Below are 17,677 nucleotides of genomic sequence, written 5' to 3' on the forward strand. Positions count from 1 at the left end.
AAGAAAGAGAGAACGATAAAAATGGACATGCTGAAATTAGAAAAGAAAACAATATTAGTAACGGGAGCGGCAGGTTTTATCGGCTCCAATCTTATCAAACGTCTTTATGAAGATGTTAAAAATGTAACAGTAATTGGTATTGATAATATGAACGATTATTATGATGTTCATCTTAAAGAATACCGTTTGAATGAATTATCTTCGTATGATTCTTTTACTTTTATAAAAGGAAATATTGCGAATAAAGAGTTAATCGATGAGATATTCAAAAAATATGGACCACAGATTGTAGTAAATTTAGCGGCACAAGCGGGAGTTCGTTATTCAATTATTAATCCGGACGCATACGTAGAAGCTAACTTACTAGGTTTTTATAACATCTTAGAGGCGTGTAGACACTCATATGAAGGGAATACACCTGTTGAACATTTGGTATATGCTTCTAGTTCTTCTGTGTATGGTTCAAACAAGAAAGTTCCATATAGCACAGATGATAAAGTAGATAATCCAGTGTCTTTATATGCAGCGACAAAAAAATCAAATGAGTTGATGGCGCATGCTTATTCTAAGTTATATAACATTCCGTCTACTGGTTTAAGATTTTTTACAGTTTACGGACCAGCGGGGCGTCCGGATATGGCGTATTTTGGGTTTACGGATAAGTTAAGAGCAGGTAAGACTATTCAGATATTCAATTATGGAAATTGTAAAAGAGACTTTACATATATTGATGACATTGTGACTGGTGTAGAAAAAGTTATGCAAAAGGCTCCAGAAAGAAAGAATGGTGAAGATGGCTTACCTGTACCACCTTATGCGCTTTACAACATTGGAAATAATCACCCAGAAAACTTAATGGATTTCGTTCAAATATTAAGCGAAGAACTTGTAAGAGCAGGGGTTTTACCTGAAGATTATGATTTTGAAGCTCATAAAGAACTAGTTCCAATGCAACCTGGAGATGTACCGGTAACTTATGCAGATACTAGTGCATTAGAGAGAGATTTCAACTTTAAACCAAGTACAAGTCTCAGGGAAGGTCTAAGAAAGTTTGCTGAGTGGTATAAAGCGTTCTATATGTAAATTTTAATCTTAATTAAACAATTTAAGTTAAGGAGAGAAATGATCGTGAGAGAATTTAAAGATTTAAAAATTGCTGTTGCTGGTACAGGATATGTAGGTTTGTCTATTGCGACACTTTTGGCCCGGCATCATAAGGTAACAGCTGTAGATATTATTCCTGAAAAAGTGGGATTAATTAATAAGAGGCAATCACCTATTCAGGATGAATACATTGAAAAATACTTAGCAGAAAAAGAATTGAATCTAATAGCTACATTAGATGCAAAAGAAGCATATGAAGATGCTGATTTTGTGGTTATTGCAGCTCCCACAAATTATGATAGTAAGAAAAACTTTTTTGATACATCGGCTGTGGAAGAAGTTATTAAATTGGTTATCGAGTATAATCCAGATGCAATCATGGTTATCAAATCTACGATTCCAGTAGGTTATACGGCTAGTGTAAGAGAAAAGTTCCATTGTGACAATATCATTTTCAGTCCAGAATTCTTAAGAGAATCAAAGGCTTTGTATGATAACTTATATCCAAGTCGTATTATCGTTGGAACAGATATAAAAAACGCTCGCTTGGTAAAAGCTGCAAAGGTGTTTGCAGAATTACTTCAGGAAGGTGCATTAAAGGAAGATATTGACACATTATTTATGGGCTTTACTGAAGCTGAAGCTGTGAAGTTATTCGCCAACACATATCTAGCACTGAGAGTTGCTTACTTTAACGAACTAGATACTTATGCAGAAAGTAAGAATCTAAATACACGTGAAATCATTGATGGAGTTTGTTTAGATCCTCGTATTGGTACTCATTACAACAACCCAAGTTTTGGATATGGAGGATATTGCCTTCCAAAAGATACCAAACAGTTATTGGCAAACTACCAGGATGTACCTGAGAATTTAATTGAAGCTATTGTAGAAAGCAATAGAACAAGAAAAGATTTTATTGCCGACCGAGTATTAGAAATCGCAGGAGCTTATGGCGCCAACGATAGTTGGGATGAAAGTAAAGAAAAAGAAGTTGTAGTAGGAGTTTATCGTCTTACAATGAAGAGCAACAGTGACAACTTCCGTCAAAGTTCCATTCAAGGTGTTATGAAACGAATCAAAGCTAAAGGTGCAACTGTTATTGTTTATGAACCTACACTTGAAGATGGAGAAAAATTCTTTGGAAGTGTCGTGGTGAATGATTTAGAAAAATTCAAAGAAATGTCACAAGCAATCATCGCAAACCGCTATGATAACTGCTTAAATGATGTGAAGGAAAAGGTATACACAAGGGATATTTTCCAAAGGGATTAACAAAGATAAATCATGAAATCAATTTACGTTTTCACTGTTTATATTGGGGAATTATTGAATAATTTCTTTTTTGGATGAATTTACTTCGAAATAGTCCTTCGATAGAATTCATTGTATTTAATGATACAATACGGAGGGGTCCCTATCAATTTAAGGATTCTGTTTTTAATATTTAAAGAGATAAAAGAAAGAATACAGAAGCAGTTTTCATTTCAGATAGCACTTATATAAAAAAATACAAACTATAAAATTACAATCATATTCATAAAAATCCATTTAAAGAGTATTTTTAGGAATATGACTTTTTAGGATACACAGACATTGATATTTTTATCAATCGAGAATCCATTTGTTTGATGTATACAGTGATATAGAAAGAATAATGAAATACAGCAATGAATAAATGTATATTTGGCTTGATGATAAAAATAGGGATCTTATGTTGATACAAATGAAGAAAATTCCTATAAATTTCTACATATAGAGTGGAAGGTAGGAAAAAAGGTTTTCAAGAGAATTTAGAAATAGCGTGATAGAGCGTGCATTCGAATAGGCATTATCGGGATATATTGAAAAGTACAAAGGGAAGACGTTTATACTCTTGTAAAAAACGTTTACATTAGAGATGGAAGAGAGGACCTATGAAAGTAAAAAATATTGCTTTATTTGATAGTAACAAAGAAGAGGCGGAAGATTTCATTAAAGGGCTTGAACAATCAACACAGCAAAAATGGAAAGCGTTGGTTTATACAGCAAATGAAGGACGAAAGAATAGAATTGGAAATCTTGTTAGGTATTTTAAATATTTTTTCTTTCCATTCACCATTTTTCTCCATCGTAAGAAATATAACAATATTGTTGGATGGCAAGCTTTCTATGGACTTTTATTTGCATTTTATTGTAGGCTTTTCCATGTAAAAAAAGTAAATACGCTATTGATAAAAAATTTTACTTATAAACCGAAGAAAGGGTTTATTGGAATAGTATACTTTTGGTTCATGAAATATATTGTTAAGAGTAAATATATTGATGTATTCGTATGTACATCTCAAACTTTTTGTGATTATTGTGCAGAGGTTTTTTGTGAACCTAAAGAAAGATTTGTTTTCCTTCCTTTTGGGGTTAATGATTTTACGGAACGTGTAGATATGAGTGTGCCGGCGACAAATGATTATATTCTGTCTCTTGGACGCAGCAATAGAGATTGGGATTTTCTTATCGAATGTTTTTCAGAAACTCACTATCCGTTGAGAATTGTTTGTGATGAATTGCACAAGGATAATTTGCCGGATAATATAAGAATCTACAATAACGTATGGGGAGAAGAGTCTTTTGAATTCATCAAGAACTGCAAATTTATGATAATTCCAATTATGGATGGAAAGATTGGTTCAGGCGAAACTGTATTACTCCAGTCTATGTCCTTTTCAAAACCCATAATAATCACTAAGCCGAGCTGTTTAGCTGATGACTATGTTATAGATGGAGAAACCGGATTAGTGGTTTCAAAGAAAAAAGACGATATGATGGTCGCAGTCGAAAAATTGTGGGGTAATCAAGAACTATATAAACGGTTATCATCTAATTGTAGAGCATTGTATGAGAATAAGCATTCTTTATTAAGCTATGGAAAATATGTTGGTAATACTTTGATTAATAGAGGATGCTTAAAGCGATGAGGTAGAATGTAAGTGTTTGATGAAATTTTAATAGTTGCAATTTTATTAATACTATTAATGTTTTTTATATCAGATAAAATTAGGGACAATTGTGTTCATATGGAACAGTCCAGAGTTAGAAAAGGTAATAATGCTAAAATAAATGTAATTTTGTTAGTGTGTGGAATAGCAGATGCATATTTTTTCTACTACTGGACAACGTAAAGTTTGTAGATTTGCTTTTTATAATACAAGCAATATATTGGTAATTGATTTGGACAATATAGAAAAATTAAAGATTGTAAAATTCATTGAAAGATTATTCTATCGCTATTCCAATGAATATATATCTGAACTTAACTATCAAAATTAGGTAACAATGTTTAAATAAGAGTGAAGATTAACATATTTTCGTATATTGGTGGTGACTTTATGAAACAAAATTCGAGGATAGTATTTATTGTTCCATCACTTAAAAGCGGAGGAGCAGAACGAGTAATTGTGACATTGGCCAATAATTTTTCGCAAAATTTTAAAGTGGAAATATGGTTGATGGTTGATTCACAAGTGGAATATTCAATAGCAGAGAATGTATTCGTAGATAAATCATATACAGCTGTAGCCAAGGGTGGAATAACTAGGATATTGTGGCTTGTAAATAGGTTGAAAAAAAATAAAGAAACAGTTGTAATTTCATTTATGACAAAACTGAATTTGTATGCAATTTTGGCTGCTAAATTAGCTAGAGTTGGGGTTATTGTATCAGAACGTAATGATCCATCAAAAACAATATCTTCGAAGTATAATTATATTAGAGATTTATTATATAGATTTGCTGATAAAATTGTATTTCAAACGAATGGAGCAATGAAATTTTTCTCAAAAAAAGTACAAAAAAAAGGATGCATTATACTTAATCCACTAAGAAAAGATATTCCAGAAATATATGATGGCGTAAGAAAACATAATATTGTTACAATTTCGAGACTTCATCCACAAAAGAATCTTAAACTAATGATAGATGCATTTGATATTTTTAGGGTCAATCATGAAAATTATCGATTGATAATTTATGGAGAAGGTCCGATAGAACAAGAACTGAAAATGTATACAGTGGAAAAAGGGTTAACAGAAAAAGTAACATTCGCTGGAGTTGACGAAAAAGTTCTACAGAAAATTAGAGATGCATCTATGTTCATTATAACTTCAAACTTTGAAGGGCTTTCAAATGCCTTATTAGAAGCTATGTCGATAGGGCTTCCTTGTATAAGTACAGATTCTCCTCCTGGCGGTGCAAGAATGATTATTCATAACGGAGAAAATGGGATGCTTGTACCTGTTGGTGATAGAGAAGAATTGGTTAAGGCAATGAATAAAATCGTATCAGATACAGAGTTTGCTGAGAGTATTGGAAGAGAAGCATTAAACATTAGATGGGAGATAAGCGAAGAGAAAGTATGCGAACAATGGAAAAATCTTGTTAACAGTCTTACATATAGAATTTAACACAGAATGGATAGAGGCTTAAGAGGATTTTTATTTGTGGATATCTAAATTTTACACGGGTGAGACAGTAACAAATTACCTACGATCTTTGTAATAGTTTTTGGAGATTAGATAAAAAACGATTGTAATTTTAACAGGAATCCAACTGTCTTTTTTGTGGGAAACGAGTATTAAGGAATTAAAGTAGAGATGTAAACTTAAGGGAGATAAATTCGAATATTACTTGAATTTCAATTATCTAATAGGCAAATACTATAAGGAAAATTTAGCATAATATTTTTTGGATGGCGGTGATTTTCTTATTATATATTCAAGAGATTTATTTATTCTTAATTTGGTTTGTGAAAATAGAGAGTGAAATAGTTAAAAAAGATTATAGCAGATAGCTTTTCAATATTGATTATTGAAAAGCTTTTGCGTAATAAAAGAATATTTAATTTTTTTGGGAATGTAATAATGAAGGAAACATTGAAAGAAACAATTTTTGAATTTTCTTTATCATTAAATATAGAAAATTCAAAAATAAGTTTTCACATTTGTGGAGGTAGGGAAAATGGTAAAGCAAATTATGGAAGAATATCACTTAGGAAACAGTCCTACTGGAGAAATTAATATACATGATTGGATGTCGTATAGGGAATTTGTAGATTCATACTATTGGGGGCATTTCACGATATTAGCAAGAGTTGTTTTACGGAAGACCTTAGAAAGCTTTCTTAGAAATATTTCCGAAAAACTTTCCCATGAGATTATACCTATATGCTCTAAGGGTGGTGATCATACTAAGTTATACCTGGAAGATGGTAAGAATAGTTCAATGATGGATGGCTGTGATGTAAATACGATATTGCATGACATAAGACGTAGCTTGATTATGATAAAAAATAATTGATTACTCAAATAGATGCAAGATTACAGAGAAATCTAAGTTAGATTATATATAATAGTTTTAGCAATTAGTTAACTTTTTTGAAAAGAGGAATTAAAACGATTACCATTGATAATGGAGGATATAAAGAGTGATTATTAGGAAAAGTGCACTGATACAATATGTACTCATATATTTAATGATGATTTATAATGGTGGTGTTCTTTATTACACCATACAAGGAGAGAACCCGATATATAATCAAGTGGTCTCTTACGCGATTATATTAATAGGGTTTATTGCAATTCTTTTTAATAAAAGAAAGTATAGCAATCGGTATTGCCTGTATATATCTTTAATTTTAGCTATTGGGGTTATTGTCGTAAGATATACAGTAGGTGGTGTTGGACTTTCTGTGTTGGTAGAATATCTTTCATGTATTATGATGGCGTTTCTTGCGGTATGTGTGGATAAGAGCATGTTTTCTACTCGCATGATAAATGTTGTCTATTATTTTGCAGGATTGAGCGTGATTTGTTATTTTATTCAGTTGTTCTATCCTGATATCCTTAAAACGATTCTTACCCCTTTTAGTTCTACGTTTTCATATAATGACTGGAGTGCTGCCACTTATGGTGGAAGTGTCATTAGAGTGCCCTATACAGCGTGGGGGAAATTATTTTTTACAATGCGCGAAGGTGAAATGACCAGGAACCTTGGAATCTATACGGAACCCGGCAACTATCAGATTGTTTTGAACTGTGCATTATTTTCGCTTTTATTTTTACCACAGTTTCATTTATTTGACAGGAAACAGGTAAGAAGAAGATTTATCATAATTACTCTGGCTGTACTTACTACACAATCTACATCCGGATATCTGATTCTACTGTCCTATTTCATAGCATTTTTCTTTGTGAAAGAATATGATAATTTAACAAATATCAAAAAGACAATACTAGGATCACTATTTTTTGTCGCGATTCTTTTAGTTCTTAACTATAATATTCGTGGAAATGAGAGTTTATTATATACTGCATTGCTAGGGAAGCTATTTAGTGATGGAAATGTGGATATAACCGCATCAACCGGAGTATGGCGTTTGGGCACGATGGGAACCTCTGTAGTAATAATGATTACGCATCCTTTTGGAGTAGGATTTGATGCAACATTTTCTACTATACAGCAGCAGCTTGCAGGAGCAGCAGGCGGAGCGTTGATGACTTTTGGCGCTGCTTTGGGTGTTATACCATTCTTTGCCACGATAATATGGCATATTCGTCCTATAATTAAAAGCTGTAATTTGACTACAGCTGCTAAAATTGTTTTTATGATTTTGTTCTTCCAGTCAACAATGGCTCAATCTATGGTTTTTTATCCATTTATTGTGTCTATTGTTATTTTACTAGTGGTTAATAGGCGAAATAATTGTCTGAGATATGATACTGATGCATCTATCGAGGCGAAGTATGAATAAAAATACGAAAAAAAAGATGGTAAAAATATTGAAAAAAATTATAAGTTGACTTGAATAGAAGAAATATCAACACCAGATTGTTTCAAAAAATTTAATGCTTTTTCAACTGTTAGTGATTGGTTGTTGTTTAGTTTTGGATTCATAAAGAACTCATAATTACATGGATTAAATTCTTCACCTGTAAGGATCATGTGATAGATGCTGACCAACATCATGCGTGCGATCGCAATGATGACTTTCTTGTGACCACGTCGTTTCTTTATATTGGAATACTTTCTTCCAAAATAAGATGTCTTATCTTTGATAGCCGATAAAGCACTGATTCCTTTTATTTGTGTGATGTACTGGAAAGATTCGTGCAAAGGATAAGCCCGTTTGAACTATTCCGCTTCGCACGAATTGATGAGGTGATCCAGATATTCCATATAATCCAAAGATTTCTTCATCTTGAACCGTTGATCTGATTCAATTCGATAGCCATGAAGAGAGTCTAGTATCTTGTCTTTATTCTTACAGTTTTTGTGAATGAGCTTTAGGATCTTGTCATCGTCGATCACATTGGACCTCATGACTTCCTTCATGATGTTGGAAGCTGTTTTCCCAAAAGGATCTGAAACAACCGAAGCCAGACCAATATTGGAAACGGTCATGCAGTTCTGATAACGATTCCGTTCTGAAGTACGCATGCAGACAAGTTTGTATCGGTAACAGGCAATCTCACGCAGTTCTCGAATCTCTTTTGGAGGGATAAACGAAAATTTGATCAGATCATGTTTGAAGGGATCACAGATCCATTTGGAATCTTTCTTATCGGTTTTCTTGCCTTTGATGACTTTGACATATTTGGGATGCGTTAAATGAACATTGATCTCATCTTCAAGAATGTTGAAGATGGGGATCCAGTATTTACCGGTAGACTCCATGCAGACATCCGAACAGTGATGAGATTTCAGCCAATCCTTTAAACGATATAGATCCGAGTTTAAAGTGGAAAAGGATTGTTGGAAGTATTCAGTAATGTTTGACTGTTTGTCGGTAATTCCGATCGTAGCAGTAATCGAGTCTTTGTGAACATCCATGCCACAGCAGTTGAAACGAACGATTTTCATTGACATATAAAAAAGCTCCTTTCATATAAAAGGAGAGGTAGCATTGACTGTCATCAAAGCGAATCGACAACAGTTGATTGAACAATCATAAGTGTCCAGGCTCGAAGTCCTACTTATTTGTGCTTGAGATGATGACGGCAACTTATAAAAATACAGGATATTCAATCGAGTAGAATTCCTACTCACCTCCACGTGCTCTGTAGTGTACCACCTCTCTTATAGGGTAACATGAAAATGGGACATGTGAAATTTATTGATGAAATATTTGTGACCGCGCGACCTTAGGCGCGGGGAAATGGAGAAATTTATGTTTAGAAAAATAAAGCATAAAATCCAACAGATTTTGTGGAAACGTAAAATGGAACGAGTTAATTATTGTATTATTGAAAAGGGAGCTTACGTTGATCGGAATTGTATATTAGAAGGGAGAAATCGTTTTACAAAAGGAACAAAATTGTTTTCTTGCAAAGTTGGGAAAGCCACGTATTTTAATACAGGAACAGAACTACACTATGTGTCAATAGGGCGCTATTGTTCAATTGGAAGTAATGTGAAGGCTATCATTGGAAGGCATCCCACATCTGAATTTGTTTCAACACATCCTGCTTTTTTTTCTACATCGAAACAAGCTGGCTTTACCTATGTTAAAGAAAACAAATTTGAGGAATATCTATATGTTCAAGATCACTATAGTGTTGAAATAGGAAATGATGTTTGGATAGGTTCAGATGTTAGAGTTATAGGAGGTATAACTATAGGTGACGGAGCAATAATTGCTGCGGGAGCTCTTGTGACTAAAAATGTCCCTCCATACGCAATTGTTGGTGGAGTTCCTGCACGCATAATAAGATACAGATTTGATAACGAACAAATCCAGAAACTTCTCCAGATCAAATGGTGGGATAGGGATGATGAGTGGGTGATTAAACACTCAGAGTGTTTCGAGAATATTGATAAATTTTTTATTGAAGTTGAAAGGGAAACGACAGAATGCTGAAAACAATGATTAAGATAAAAAGTTCAATAAAAAACAATGATACAAGGAGGTTATTTGCTAATATAATTGGTTCATTTGGAGTGAAAGGGCTATCTCTTTTTATAGGTCTTTTTACTACTCCCACTTATATCCGTTATTTTAATAATAATGAAATTCTAGGTGTCTGGTTTACTATTCTGTCTGTACTGGCTTGGATTCTAAACTGTGATATGGGGATAGGGAATGGTTTAAGAAATAAGCTAGTAGGGGCACTTCAAAGCGATGACAGAGACGAAGGAAGGAAATATGTGTCATCTGCCTATATATTTCTATTCAGCATATCATTGATTATCATCGTCGTAATTGCTCTGATTTCACAATTTGTGAATTGGAATAAAGTGTTTAATATAGATGTCTCTGTTTTGGATGAAGATACACTAAGGAATGCTCTTACAATTTTGCTTATGAGTATAATTCTTCAATTTGTATTACGACTTATTACTTCCATTTTATATGCACTTCAAAGAGCATTCGTTCCTAGCTTGTTAAATCTTTTAACTAATGTAATAATGCTCGCATATGCATCCGTTGCTATCGGAATAGGTCATAATGGAAGCATTGTTACTATGGCAATTGCATACTTGATTGCGGTTAATGGGCCGCTTATTATAACAACATTTATCGTATTTGGCATAAGCAATAAAGAAATAGCGCCTTCGCTTAAGTTTGTAAAAAAAGAGTACGCGATGTCAACGTTAAGAATTGGAGGTGTGTTTCTTTGGATTCAGTTAATGTCTATGGTTTTGAATAGCACAAATAGTTACTTTGTAACACTGTTTGTTGGAAATGAAGCTACCGTAGAATTTAATATCTATAATAAGATATTTACGTTAATTGGAACTTTTGTTACATTGGCGACTACACCAATATGGTCTGCTGTTACAAAGGCTCAGGTGGAGAAAAATTATAGATGGATGTATAATTTATTTAAGAGATTTCTATTTATTGCCTTATTGGCTATTTGCGCTGAGTTTTTCTTAATTATCCCACTCCAGTTTATATTTGATATCTGGCTTGGAGCGAACACGATTCCTGTTGATTATGGAATAGCTACATTGTTTGCGTTGTATGGCTCTGTGATGATTTGGTCTGGTTCGATTACTTGTTTTGTAAATGGGCTTGGCGAATTAAAATTGCAATCAATTTTCTTGACAATTGGTGCAATTATTGATGTTGCACTTACATATATATTGACACAAGCTACTAATAGTTATGCAGCTATTGTCGCTGCAAATATCTGTGCATTCATACCCTATCTAGCTGTACAAACAATATGGCTAATCAGATATATGAGAAATGCGACTCGTTGTGAATAATAAAAGGATACTATTTGTGAAGAATATCTGAATCAAGTATGTCAATACTTTGATATGCAAAGTATTGACAGTATTTATAACTTAGTTTGGGCTATTAAGTAAAGATAAGTGGTTTTGCAGTGTTATCTACATTTTTGACAGTCATTGTTAATGTTCATGTTTTTTATTATGATTCTTAAAATAATATTTAAATTGAAGCAGTGAAAAGAACATAAAAAATGGAGGTTATATCATGTTTTGTAGATTATATTCGTTGTATCTGAAAAAAAGAAAACCTATGATATATGCTAGAAAAATAGGTGTAAAGATAGGAGAAAACTCAAGATTGACGGATTCTCCTAATTGGGGAAGTGAGCCTTGGCTAGTTTCTATAGGTAACCACACATTGATTTCTTTTGATGTTTGTTTTATAACACATGACGCTGGTACGTGGTGTTTTCGGAGTCTGGAGAAATATAAGAACACCGTTAAATTTGGACGAATTAATGTTGCGATAATTGCTTTATAGGTGCTAGGAGTGTGATTTTACCAAATGTAAAAATTGGAGATAACAGTATCGTTGCAGCGGGAGCTGTTGTTAGTAAGAATATACCTTCCGGAGAAGTGTGGGGAGGGGTACCAGCAAAATTTATTATGACAACAGCGGCATATGCTGAGAAATGTTTTGTAAATACACCGCCATATGACTATGTAAATTATCAATCTAATTTCAAAGAGGAAGTAATTCATATTTGTGATATGATTGAGGAGGATCTTGATGAATAAATTAGATGAATGGATAGGGAAATATAGAACTCAAATTATGGGAATTGCAGCTCTTGGTGTGGTGCTAGGACATTCAAGAGACATAGTAGAGTGGCCGGCTATTATCAATAGTATATTTGGGTATGGTGGAATAGGAGTCTATATTTTTGTTTTTCTCTCTGCAATTGGTTTGTATCATTCTTTAAAATCACGAGGAAGGAATTATAATAAAGCTTCATTCTACAAAAGAAGATTTGCAAGGGTTATAGTACCATACTGCCTAATAGCTATGACTTGGTACGGAATACAAGACTTGTTTCTCAATAAGGATATTCTTTTGTTTATATATGATGTAAGTACATTGTCTTTTTGGGTTGAACACAAAGGAGCCTGGTATGTTGCAATGCTTATTCCCGTGTATTTGCTGTTTCCGTGCTTTTATGATTGGGCTGAGAAAAGGAAAAACATACGAATTATTTTGACTCTTGTTATAAGTGTTATATTTAGTTTCATTTGTTCCATTTGTATACCAGATATATATGGACATCTTGCTCAGGTTTTTTCCAGTGTTATTGTTTATCTTATAGGTTATCTGTATGCCGGGTTTACAAAATCAAATAAGAATGGGCTTATATTAAGTGGAATATGTGTAATCTTGTTTTTAATAAAATCAATGACCCCTTTAAAGAATTTCTTGTTTGTAACTAATATAACATGGGCGATGCTGGGCTTCCCGATAACATTCATATCATCTTGGATACTTGATATTTTACATAGCAACAAGGTTAATACAGTTCTTGGATTCTTTGGGAAACATTCTCTTGAAATGTATTTGTGGAATATATTTGTTATTCAGGCGGTGTTCATCTTTAATATTGATGATATTTTAAAGAGGACAGGGGATGTTTATGGATTTTTAACGTATGGTTTAGTTGTTATGTTTGGATGTCTATTGAGTGCAGTGTATGGGAAGTTATCAGAGATTGTTGCGAAGAAACTTATAGGTAATTAATTATTTTTGAAACAATGAAGTTGGAATATATTACGAAAATATTGGTAAGAGCAGGAGTGATTTCACTAGAATTATATATAACAAATATATTTTTTATGCTTTGTTTGGATAAATGTCTTCACTTTTTTACTAGATTAGAGTTAAAAATCCGTACTATTTTGAAAGATCTTTCTGTATTGTTTTTTTTGAGTTATAGTAAGTGCTGTTATTGTGAAAATCAGAATGATGAAGAGGTGAAATGATAAATGAAAATATTGTATGTTGGCGCAATTGGACAAAAAAATACAGCAACATCTATTCATGTTCTTAGAAATGCACGGCTGTTAGAAAAAATGGGAAACACCGTGTTTTTTTGTTGCGAGTATCCCATACAAGGAGAGGCGATTCATAGTGAGGAATTTAAAATTGATTATTCAAAACCGTATTATGGAAGTCGGAAAGTAAGAAGTATTCAATGGATCTTGGAACAAATTGTTGGATTTCGAATGTGGCGCAGAGTAAAAAAAAATTTATTGGAAATTCGTCCGGACGTTATGATATTTTATGATCCGGCATCAATAATTTTATATTTGCGAGTTTTAAAGTTATGCAAGAAAATGCATATAGCTCTTTCAGTTGAAGTCACGGAATGGGCCGAAAGTAAGGATTATACGGGTATTATAAAGCTGGTTTATTGGCAAAGAGATATAAGAAAAAAGTATCTCGATATTAAATGTGGGAATATGATAGCAATTAGTCCGTTATTGGAAAAGCATTATATCAGTCAGGGAGCAAATGTTCTTAAACTACCACCAATTTATCAGGATAAGGATTTCAGAGCAGAGCCTGTGGAAATAAATGGAGAAAAAGTACAACTTGTTTTTGCAGGAACACTAGCACAGAAAGATTTTTTATTACCAATGATTAAAGCAGTAAACGAAATTAATTTAGAATCAATAAAGATTGAATTTATAATTATAGGTGTAGATATGCAGTCGTTTAAAGCTTATAATTCTTCTGAATTTGGAAAAGGCATTAGGTTTCTGGGTAGAATAGAACACGATAAAGTACTTCAATATGTAGCAAAAGCTCATATGTCTGTACTTTTGCGTGAAAATAAACGCTATGCAAAGGCAGGGGTTTCAACAAAGTTTACGGAAGCTATGTGTGTTGGGACTCCAAGCATTTGTACAAAAGTAGGAGGAACAGATATTTATGTTAAGGATGGTGTTAATGGCATTTTGGTGGAAAACAATGATATAAACACATTAATAGAAGCACTTGGTCGCATTCTTCGAATGTCTGTGGAACAAATGATGAAAATGAAGAAAGAGGCTTTAAAAACGGCAAATGAATATTTTTATGATGAAAACTATAGAGATGCATTTTTAACTTTTTTAAATAAAATGTTAAAAAGAAACCAACCTGATGGTAGTGATAGGTTGATAAAAAACCAATGAATAATTCTTTATCTTTATTTGATTTAGGAAAATAGGGTAATAATGATTGAAAACTTTTATCAATATTATCAAAGTGAAGTGAATCTAGTATTAATTCAACTGAGGAAAGATCGTAGATACTTGTGATATGTTCGAATTTAGCAACATTGATGCTGCAAAACGATTTTGTCACATAGAGCTTGCTTTCTATAAATTTTGTAATGATCTTACCAATGTAAATTTATGAAACATGAAGATATCAAAAACTATCCATCTATAAACCGATGAATTCTAACAGATTCACTTTCCTCAAAGTAGATAAATTACATATATTGGTATAAAGAGTATGAAAGTTCTATTTACAATGTAAAGGTTAGAAAGGAGAAGAGATATAAATGTTACGATAAGTTACATTTGTATCATATAAAAATAATAATATGTCAGCATTTAGTGGAAAAACATTAATGATTACAGGAGGAACAGGATCTTTTGGGAATACTGTTCTAAAACATTTTTTAACTACAGATATTGGAGAAATTCGTATCTTTTCACGTGATGAAAAGAAACAAGATGATATGAGACATGATCTACAGGCTAAATATCCAGAATATGCCAATAAAGTTAAATTTTATATTGGAGATGTTCGTAATATACAGTCTGTTCGTGATGCAATGCCAGGAGTGGATTATATCTTCCATGCAGCTGCATTAAAACAAGTGCCATCTTGTGAATTCTTCCCTATGGAAGCTGTTCGTACAAATATTGTTGGTACAGACAATGTACTACATGCAGCAATTGAAAACAATGTAAAACGAGTTGTTTGTTTAAGTACAGATAAAGCTGCTTATCCAATCAATGCCATGGGTATTTCTAAAGCAATGATGGAACATGTTATCTTTGCCAATGCTAGAGTTGCAGCGGAAAGAGGAAATACAGTGATTTGTTGTACTCGATATGGAAATGTAATGTGTTCAAGAGGAAGTGTTATTCCATTGTTTATTGATCAGATCAAGGCAGGGAATCCAATTACCATTACAGATCCAAATATGACACGATTCTTGATGAACTTGGATGAAGCTGTTGATCTAGTAAAATTTGCCTTTGAACATGCTAATCCAGGCGATCTATTTATTCAAAAAGCAGATGCTTCTACAATTGGAGATCTGGCAAAAGCAGTTCAATCATTGTTTGGAGATACAGGAACACAGATCATTGGAACAAGACATGGCGAAAAACTGTATGAGACATTGATGACAAGAGAAGAAAGATTACGAGCTGAAGATATGGGCGGATACTACAGAGTAGCTGCAGATAGTCGAGATCTAAACTATGATAAATTCATGGTGAATGGACAAGTGCATACACAAGCAGATGAATCTTATACAAGTCATAATACAAAGAGATTAGATGTAGAAGGAACTGTTAAAAAGATTCTTACTACAGACTATGTGCAAGAAGCATTAAAAGATTGGGAAAAGTAGAATGATAAATATAGAATGGTTATCTATTATTATTCCGAGTACAGTTTCTATCATTGGTTTTATTATTTCTTATTGGCAAAATAGAAAATATATGGAAAATGAAGTGTTGAAAAATAAAAGATCATTAATGTTAGAAAAGGGAATAGAACTAATAAATGAGGCTAAAGTATTCGTTGATCTTAATGAGATGGGAAAACTTAATCAAAAAAAATTAAATGATTTGGTTAATGATCTTTATTTGTATGGGTCAAAAGATGTTATAACTATTTTATCTGAATTTATGCAGTTTAATTATCTTCTACAAGATAGATCTAATCAAGATAACATATATAAACTTATGGCTTATTGTACATTAATAGTCGTACAATTGAAATATGATTATTTTGGGGAAATAACAAATCCTATGGATACATTAAAAATTAGACTAAATGACCTTTATATAAAAGAAGGTTTATATGATCAAATGAAGGTAAAAATAAATTCTATCATCGAAGAATTAAATTTACGAAAAGAATTTAAAATCAAGTAAATTTACTCGTTGATTTAGATATATGAAAAAGTTATTTTTAATAGGCAATGGTTTTGATCTAGCTCACGGACTTAATACTAGATATTTAGATTTCATGAATTGGATGTATGAGCATGACCACCAAACATTTTTAACTTTTAATAAATTTTTATTAAAGAATTTTTTAATGAAAAATGGTTATATGTGGGAAGATGATTGGAGATATACTAGACCTTTAAATTCAGTTGATGAAGCTATTAGTAAAATGAATGTTTCAAAAATAGAGAGAACTGTAGAGTATAGTCGGTTATATGAAGTTTCCGGGGAAACATTAATTCTCTATACTATATGGGAATCTCTAGAAAATTATTTATGGTATTTGTTTTTAGATGAAGAAGTATTAGATATTGATACGGAACGTATATTGTTTCTTGAATTATTAAAACAAGAGGATTACGGAGAAGTTATCGAATCTGATTTAGATGCTCTTTATAAACCTGCTGTGGAGAAATATAGATATTTACTCAGCCTTTCTGAAAAATTTGAAATAGATTTATTAAGTTGGGTTGAACATATAAATTCGACAATTTTTGATCCCATAGATTATGAAAGTCCAAGTGGAAAAGATACAATGAAACTATTACCAGATGATTTTTTTGGCGGTGATGATTATATCATCAATTTCAATTATTCTGATACTATTGAAATTATCTATTCTAAACAACCATTACATATACATGGACAATCAGATCTTCGAAATCCACCAAGAATGGGTCATACTAAGAATATAGAGTCTTTACATTATTATGACGAACGACAAATAAAATTAATTCAAAAGTTTTATAAAGGACTTGAAAAAGCTATTCAATCTTGTGAAAGTTATTTAATAGATTGTGAAAATATTCAAGAAATAGTGATTTTAGGTTTAGGATATAGTGAAACTGATTTTCCTTATTTTGAATACATAAAAGATAAGATACCTAATGTAAATTGGATCCTGTATTATTATTCTGAAGAAGATTATGTTAATTCGAAAAAATATGTTGCTAACTTAAAATTAGATATAGACAAGGTAGAATATATATCAATTAAAGAAAAATCACCTTATACAAAAGTTGTCAGATATGATAGTTCTTTAATATAAATCAATTTAATCAAAAGGAGA

17 protein-coding genes are annotated in these 17,677 nt (G+C 32.3%); 15 read left to right on the forward strand and 2 right to left on the reverse strand.

Annotation, left to right across the window (positions count from 1 at the left end; genetic code table 11):
• Nucleotides 1–21: 21 nt before the first annotated feature.
• The 6 genes from PND65_RS01030 (at nt 22) to PND65_RS01055 (ending at nt 7,888) form a co-directional block, all read left to right on the forward strand.
• The gene (locus PND65_RS01030; RefSeq protein WP_271989893.1) at nt 22–1,083 is read left to right on the forward strand and encodes an NAD-dependent epimerase/dehydratase family protein; all 1,062 of its coding nucleotides are present in this window, start codon (nt 22–24) and stop codon (nt 1,081–1,083) included.
• 45 nt (nt 1,084–1,128) lie between these two features.
• Nucleotides 1,129–2,379, forward strand: coding sequence for a nucleotide sugar dehydrogenase (locus PND65_RS01035; RefSeq protein ID WP_408611279.1), 1,251 nt, complete (start codon nt 1,129–1,131; stop codon nt 2,377–2,379).
• 641 nt (nt 2,380–3,020) lie between these two features.
• On the forward strand, nt 3,021–4,058 hold the full coding sequence (locus PND65_RS01040) for a glycosyltransferase family 4 protein (RefSeq protein WP_271989890.1): 1,038 nt from the start codon (nt 3,021–3,023) through the stop codon (nt 4,056–4,058).
• Nucleotides 4,059–4,469: 411 nt separating this feature from the next.
• Entirely contained in the window at nt 4,470–5,543 is a 1,074-nt protein-coding gene (locus PND65_RS01045) for a glycosyltransferase (RefSeq protein ID WP_271989888.1), read from the forward strand.
• A gap of 553 nt (nt 5,544–6,096) precedes the next feature.
• A complete protein-coding gene (locus PND65_RS01050; protein WP_271989886.1) occupies nt 6,097–6,435 on the forward strand; it encodes a hypothetical protein in 339 nt (112 codons plus the stop codon).
• Between the two features lie 127 nt (nt 6,436–6,562).
• Nucleotides 6,563–7,888: a hypothetical protein gene (locus PND65_RS01055; RefSeq protein ID WP_271989884.1), complete on the forward strand. Its 1,326-nt coding sequence runs from the start codon at nt 6,563–6,565 to the stop codon at nt 7,886–7,888.
• 38 nt (nt 7,889–7,926) lie between these two features.
• Here PND65_RS01055 and PND65_RS01060 read toward each other — a convergent pair whose 3' ends face one another.
• Nucleotides 7,927–8,250, reverse strand: a complete 324-nt coding sequence (locus PND65_RS01060; RefSeq protein WP_271989882.1) for a hypothetical protein — start codon at nt 8,248–8,250, stop codon at nt 7,927–7,929.
• Nucleotides 8,251–8,268: 18 nt separating this feature from the next.
• Nucleotides 8,269–9,003, reverse strand: coding sequence for an IS110 family transposase (locus PND65_RS01065; protein ID WP_271989880.1), 735 nt, complete (start codon nt 9,001–9,003; stop codon nt 8,269–8,271).
• 301 nt (nt 9,004–9,304) lie between these two features.
• Between PND65_RS01065 and PND65_RS01070 the strand changes: the two genes are divergently transcribed.
• The 9 genes from PND65_RS01070 (at nt 9,305) to PND65_RS01110 (ending at nt 17,656) form a co-directional block, all read left to right on the forward strand.
• Nucleotides 9,305–9,994 carry a CatB-related O-acetyltransferase gene (locus PND65_RS01070; protein ID WP_271989879.1) on the forward strand — a complete coding sequence of 230 codons (690 nt, stop codon included), beginning with the start codon at nt 9,305–9,307 and terminating at the stop codon, nt 9,992–9,994.
• Between the two features lie 5 nt (nt 9,995–9,999).
• Nucleotides 10,000–11,349: a lipopolysaccharide biosynthesis protein gene (locus PND65_RS01075; protein ID WP_271989877.1), complete on the forward strand. Its 1,350-nt coding sequence runs from the start codon at nt 10,000–10,002 to the stop codon at nt 11,347–11,349.
• Nucleotides 11,350–11,581: 232 nt separating this feature from the next.
• On the forward strand, nt 11,582–11,857 hold the full coding sequence (locus PND65_RS01080; protein ID WP_271989876.1) for an LbetaH domain-containing protein: 276 nt from the start codon (nt 11,582–11,584) through the stop codon (nt 11,855–11,857).
• 11 nt (nt 11,858–11,868) lie between these two features.
• Nucleotides 11,869–12,114, forward strand: coding sequence for an acyltransferase (locus tag PND65_RS01085; RefSeq protein WP_271989874.1), 246 nt, complete (start codon nt 11,869–11,871; stop codon nt 12,112–12,114).
• The gene (locus tag PND65_RS01090; RefSeq protein ID WP_271989872.1) at nt 12,107–13,105 is read left to right on the forward strand and encodes an acyltransferase family protein; all 999 of its coding nucleotides are present in this window, start codon (nt 12,107–12,109) and stop codon (nt 13,103–13,105) included. Before PND65_RS01085 ends, PND65_RS01090 begins: the two co-directional genes overlap by 8 nt.
• Nucleotides 13,106–13,350: 245 nt before the next feature.
• The gene (locus PND65_RS01095; RefSeq protein WP_271989870.1) at nt 13,351–14,544 is read left to right on the forward strand and encodes a glycosyltransferase; all 1,194 of its coding nucleotides are present in this window, start codon (nt 13,351–13,353) and stop codon (nt 14,542–14,544) included.
• Between the two features lie 416 nt (nt 14,545–14,960).
• Nucleotides 14,961–16,004 carry a polysaccharide biosynthesis protein gene (locus PND65_RS01100; RefSeq protein ID WP_271989868.1) on the forward strand — a complete coding sequence of 348 codons (1,044 nt, stop codon included), beginning with the start codon at nt 14,961–14,963 and terminating at the stop codon, nt 16,002–16,004.
• 1 nt (nt 16,005) lies between these two features.
• Nucleotides 16,006–16,533, forward strand: coding sequence for a hypothetical protein (locus PND65_RS01105; RefSeq protein ID WP_271989866.1), 528 nt, complete (start codon nt 16,006–16,008; stop codon nt 16,531–16,533).
• Between the two features lie 22 nt (nt 16,534–16,555).
• Nucleotides 16,556–17,656, forward strand: coding sequence for an AbiH family protein (locus tag PND65_RS01110; RefSeq protein WP_271989864.1), 1,101 nt, complete (start codon nt 16,556–16,558; stop codon nt 17,654–17,656).
• The last annotated feature ends 21 nt before the right edge of the window (nt 17,657–17,677 follow it).

It is taken from the genome of Faecalitalea cylindroides (genome assembly GCF_028321995.1).
Taxonomy (GTDB): Bacteria; Bacillota_I; Bacilli_A; order Erysipelotrichales; family Erysipelotrichaceae; genus Faecalitalea; species Faecalitalea cylindroides.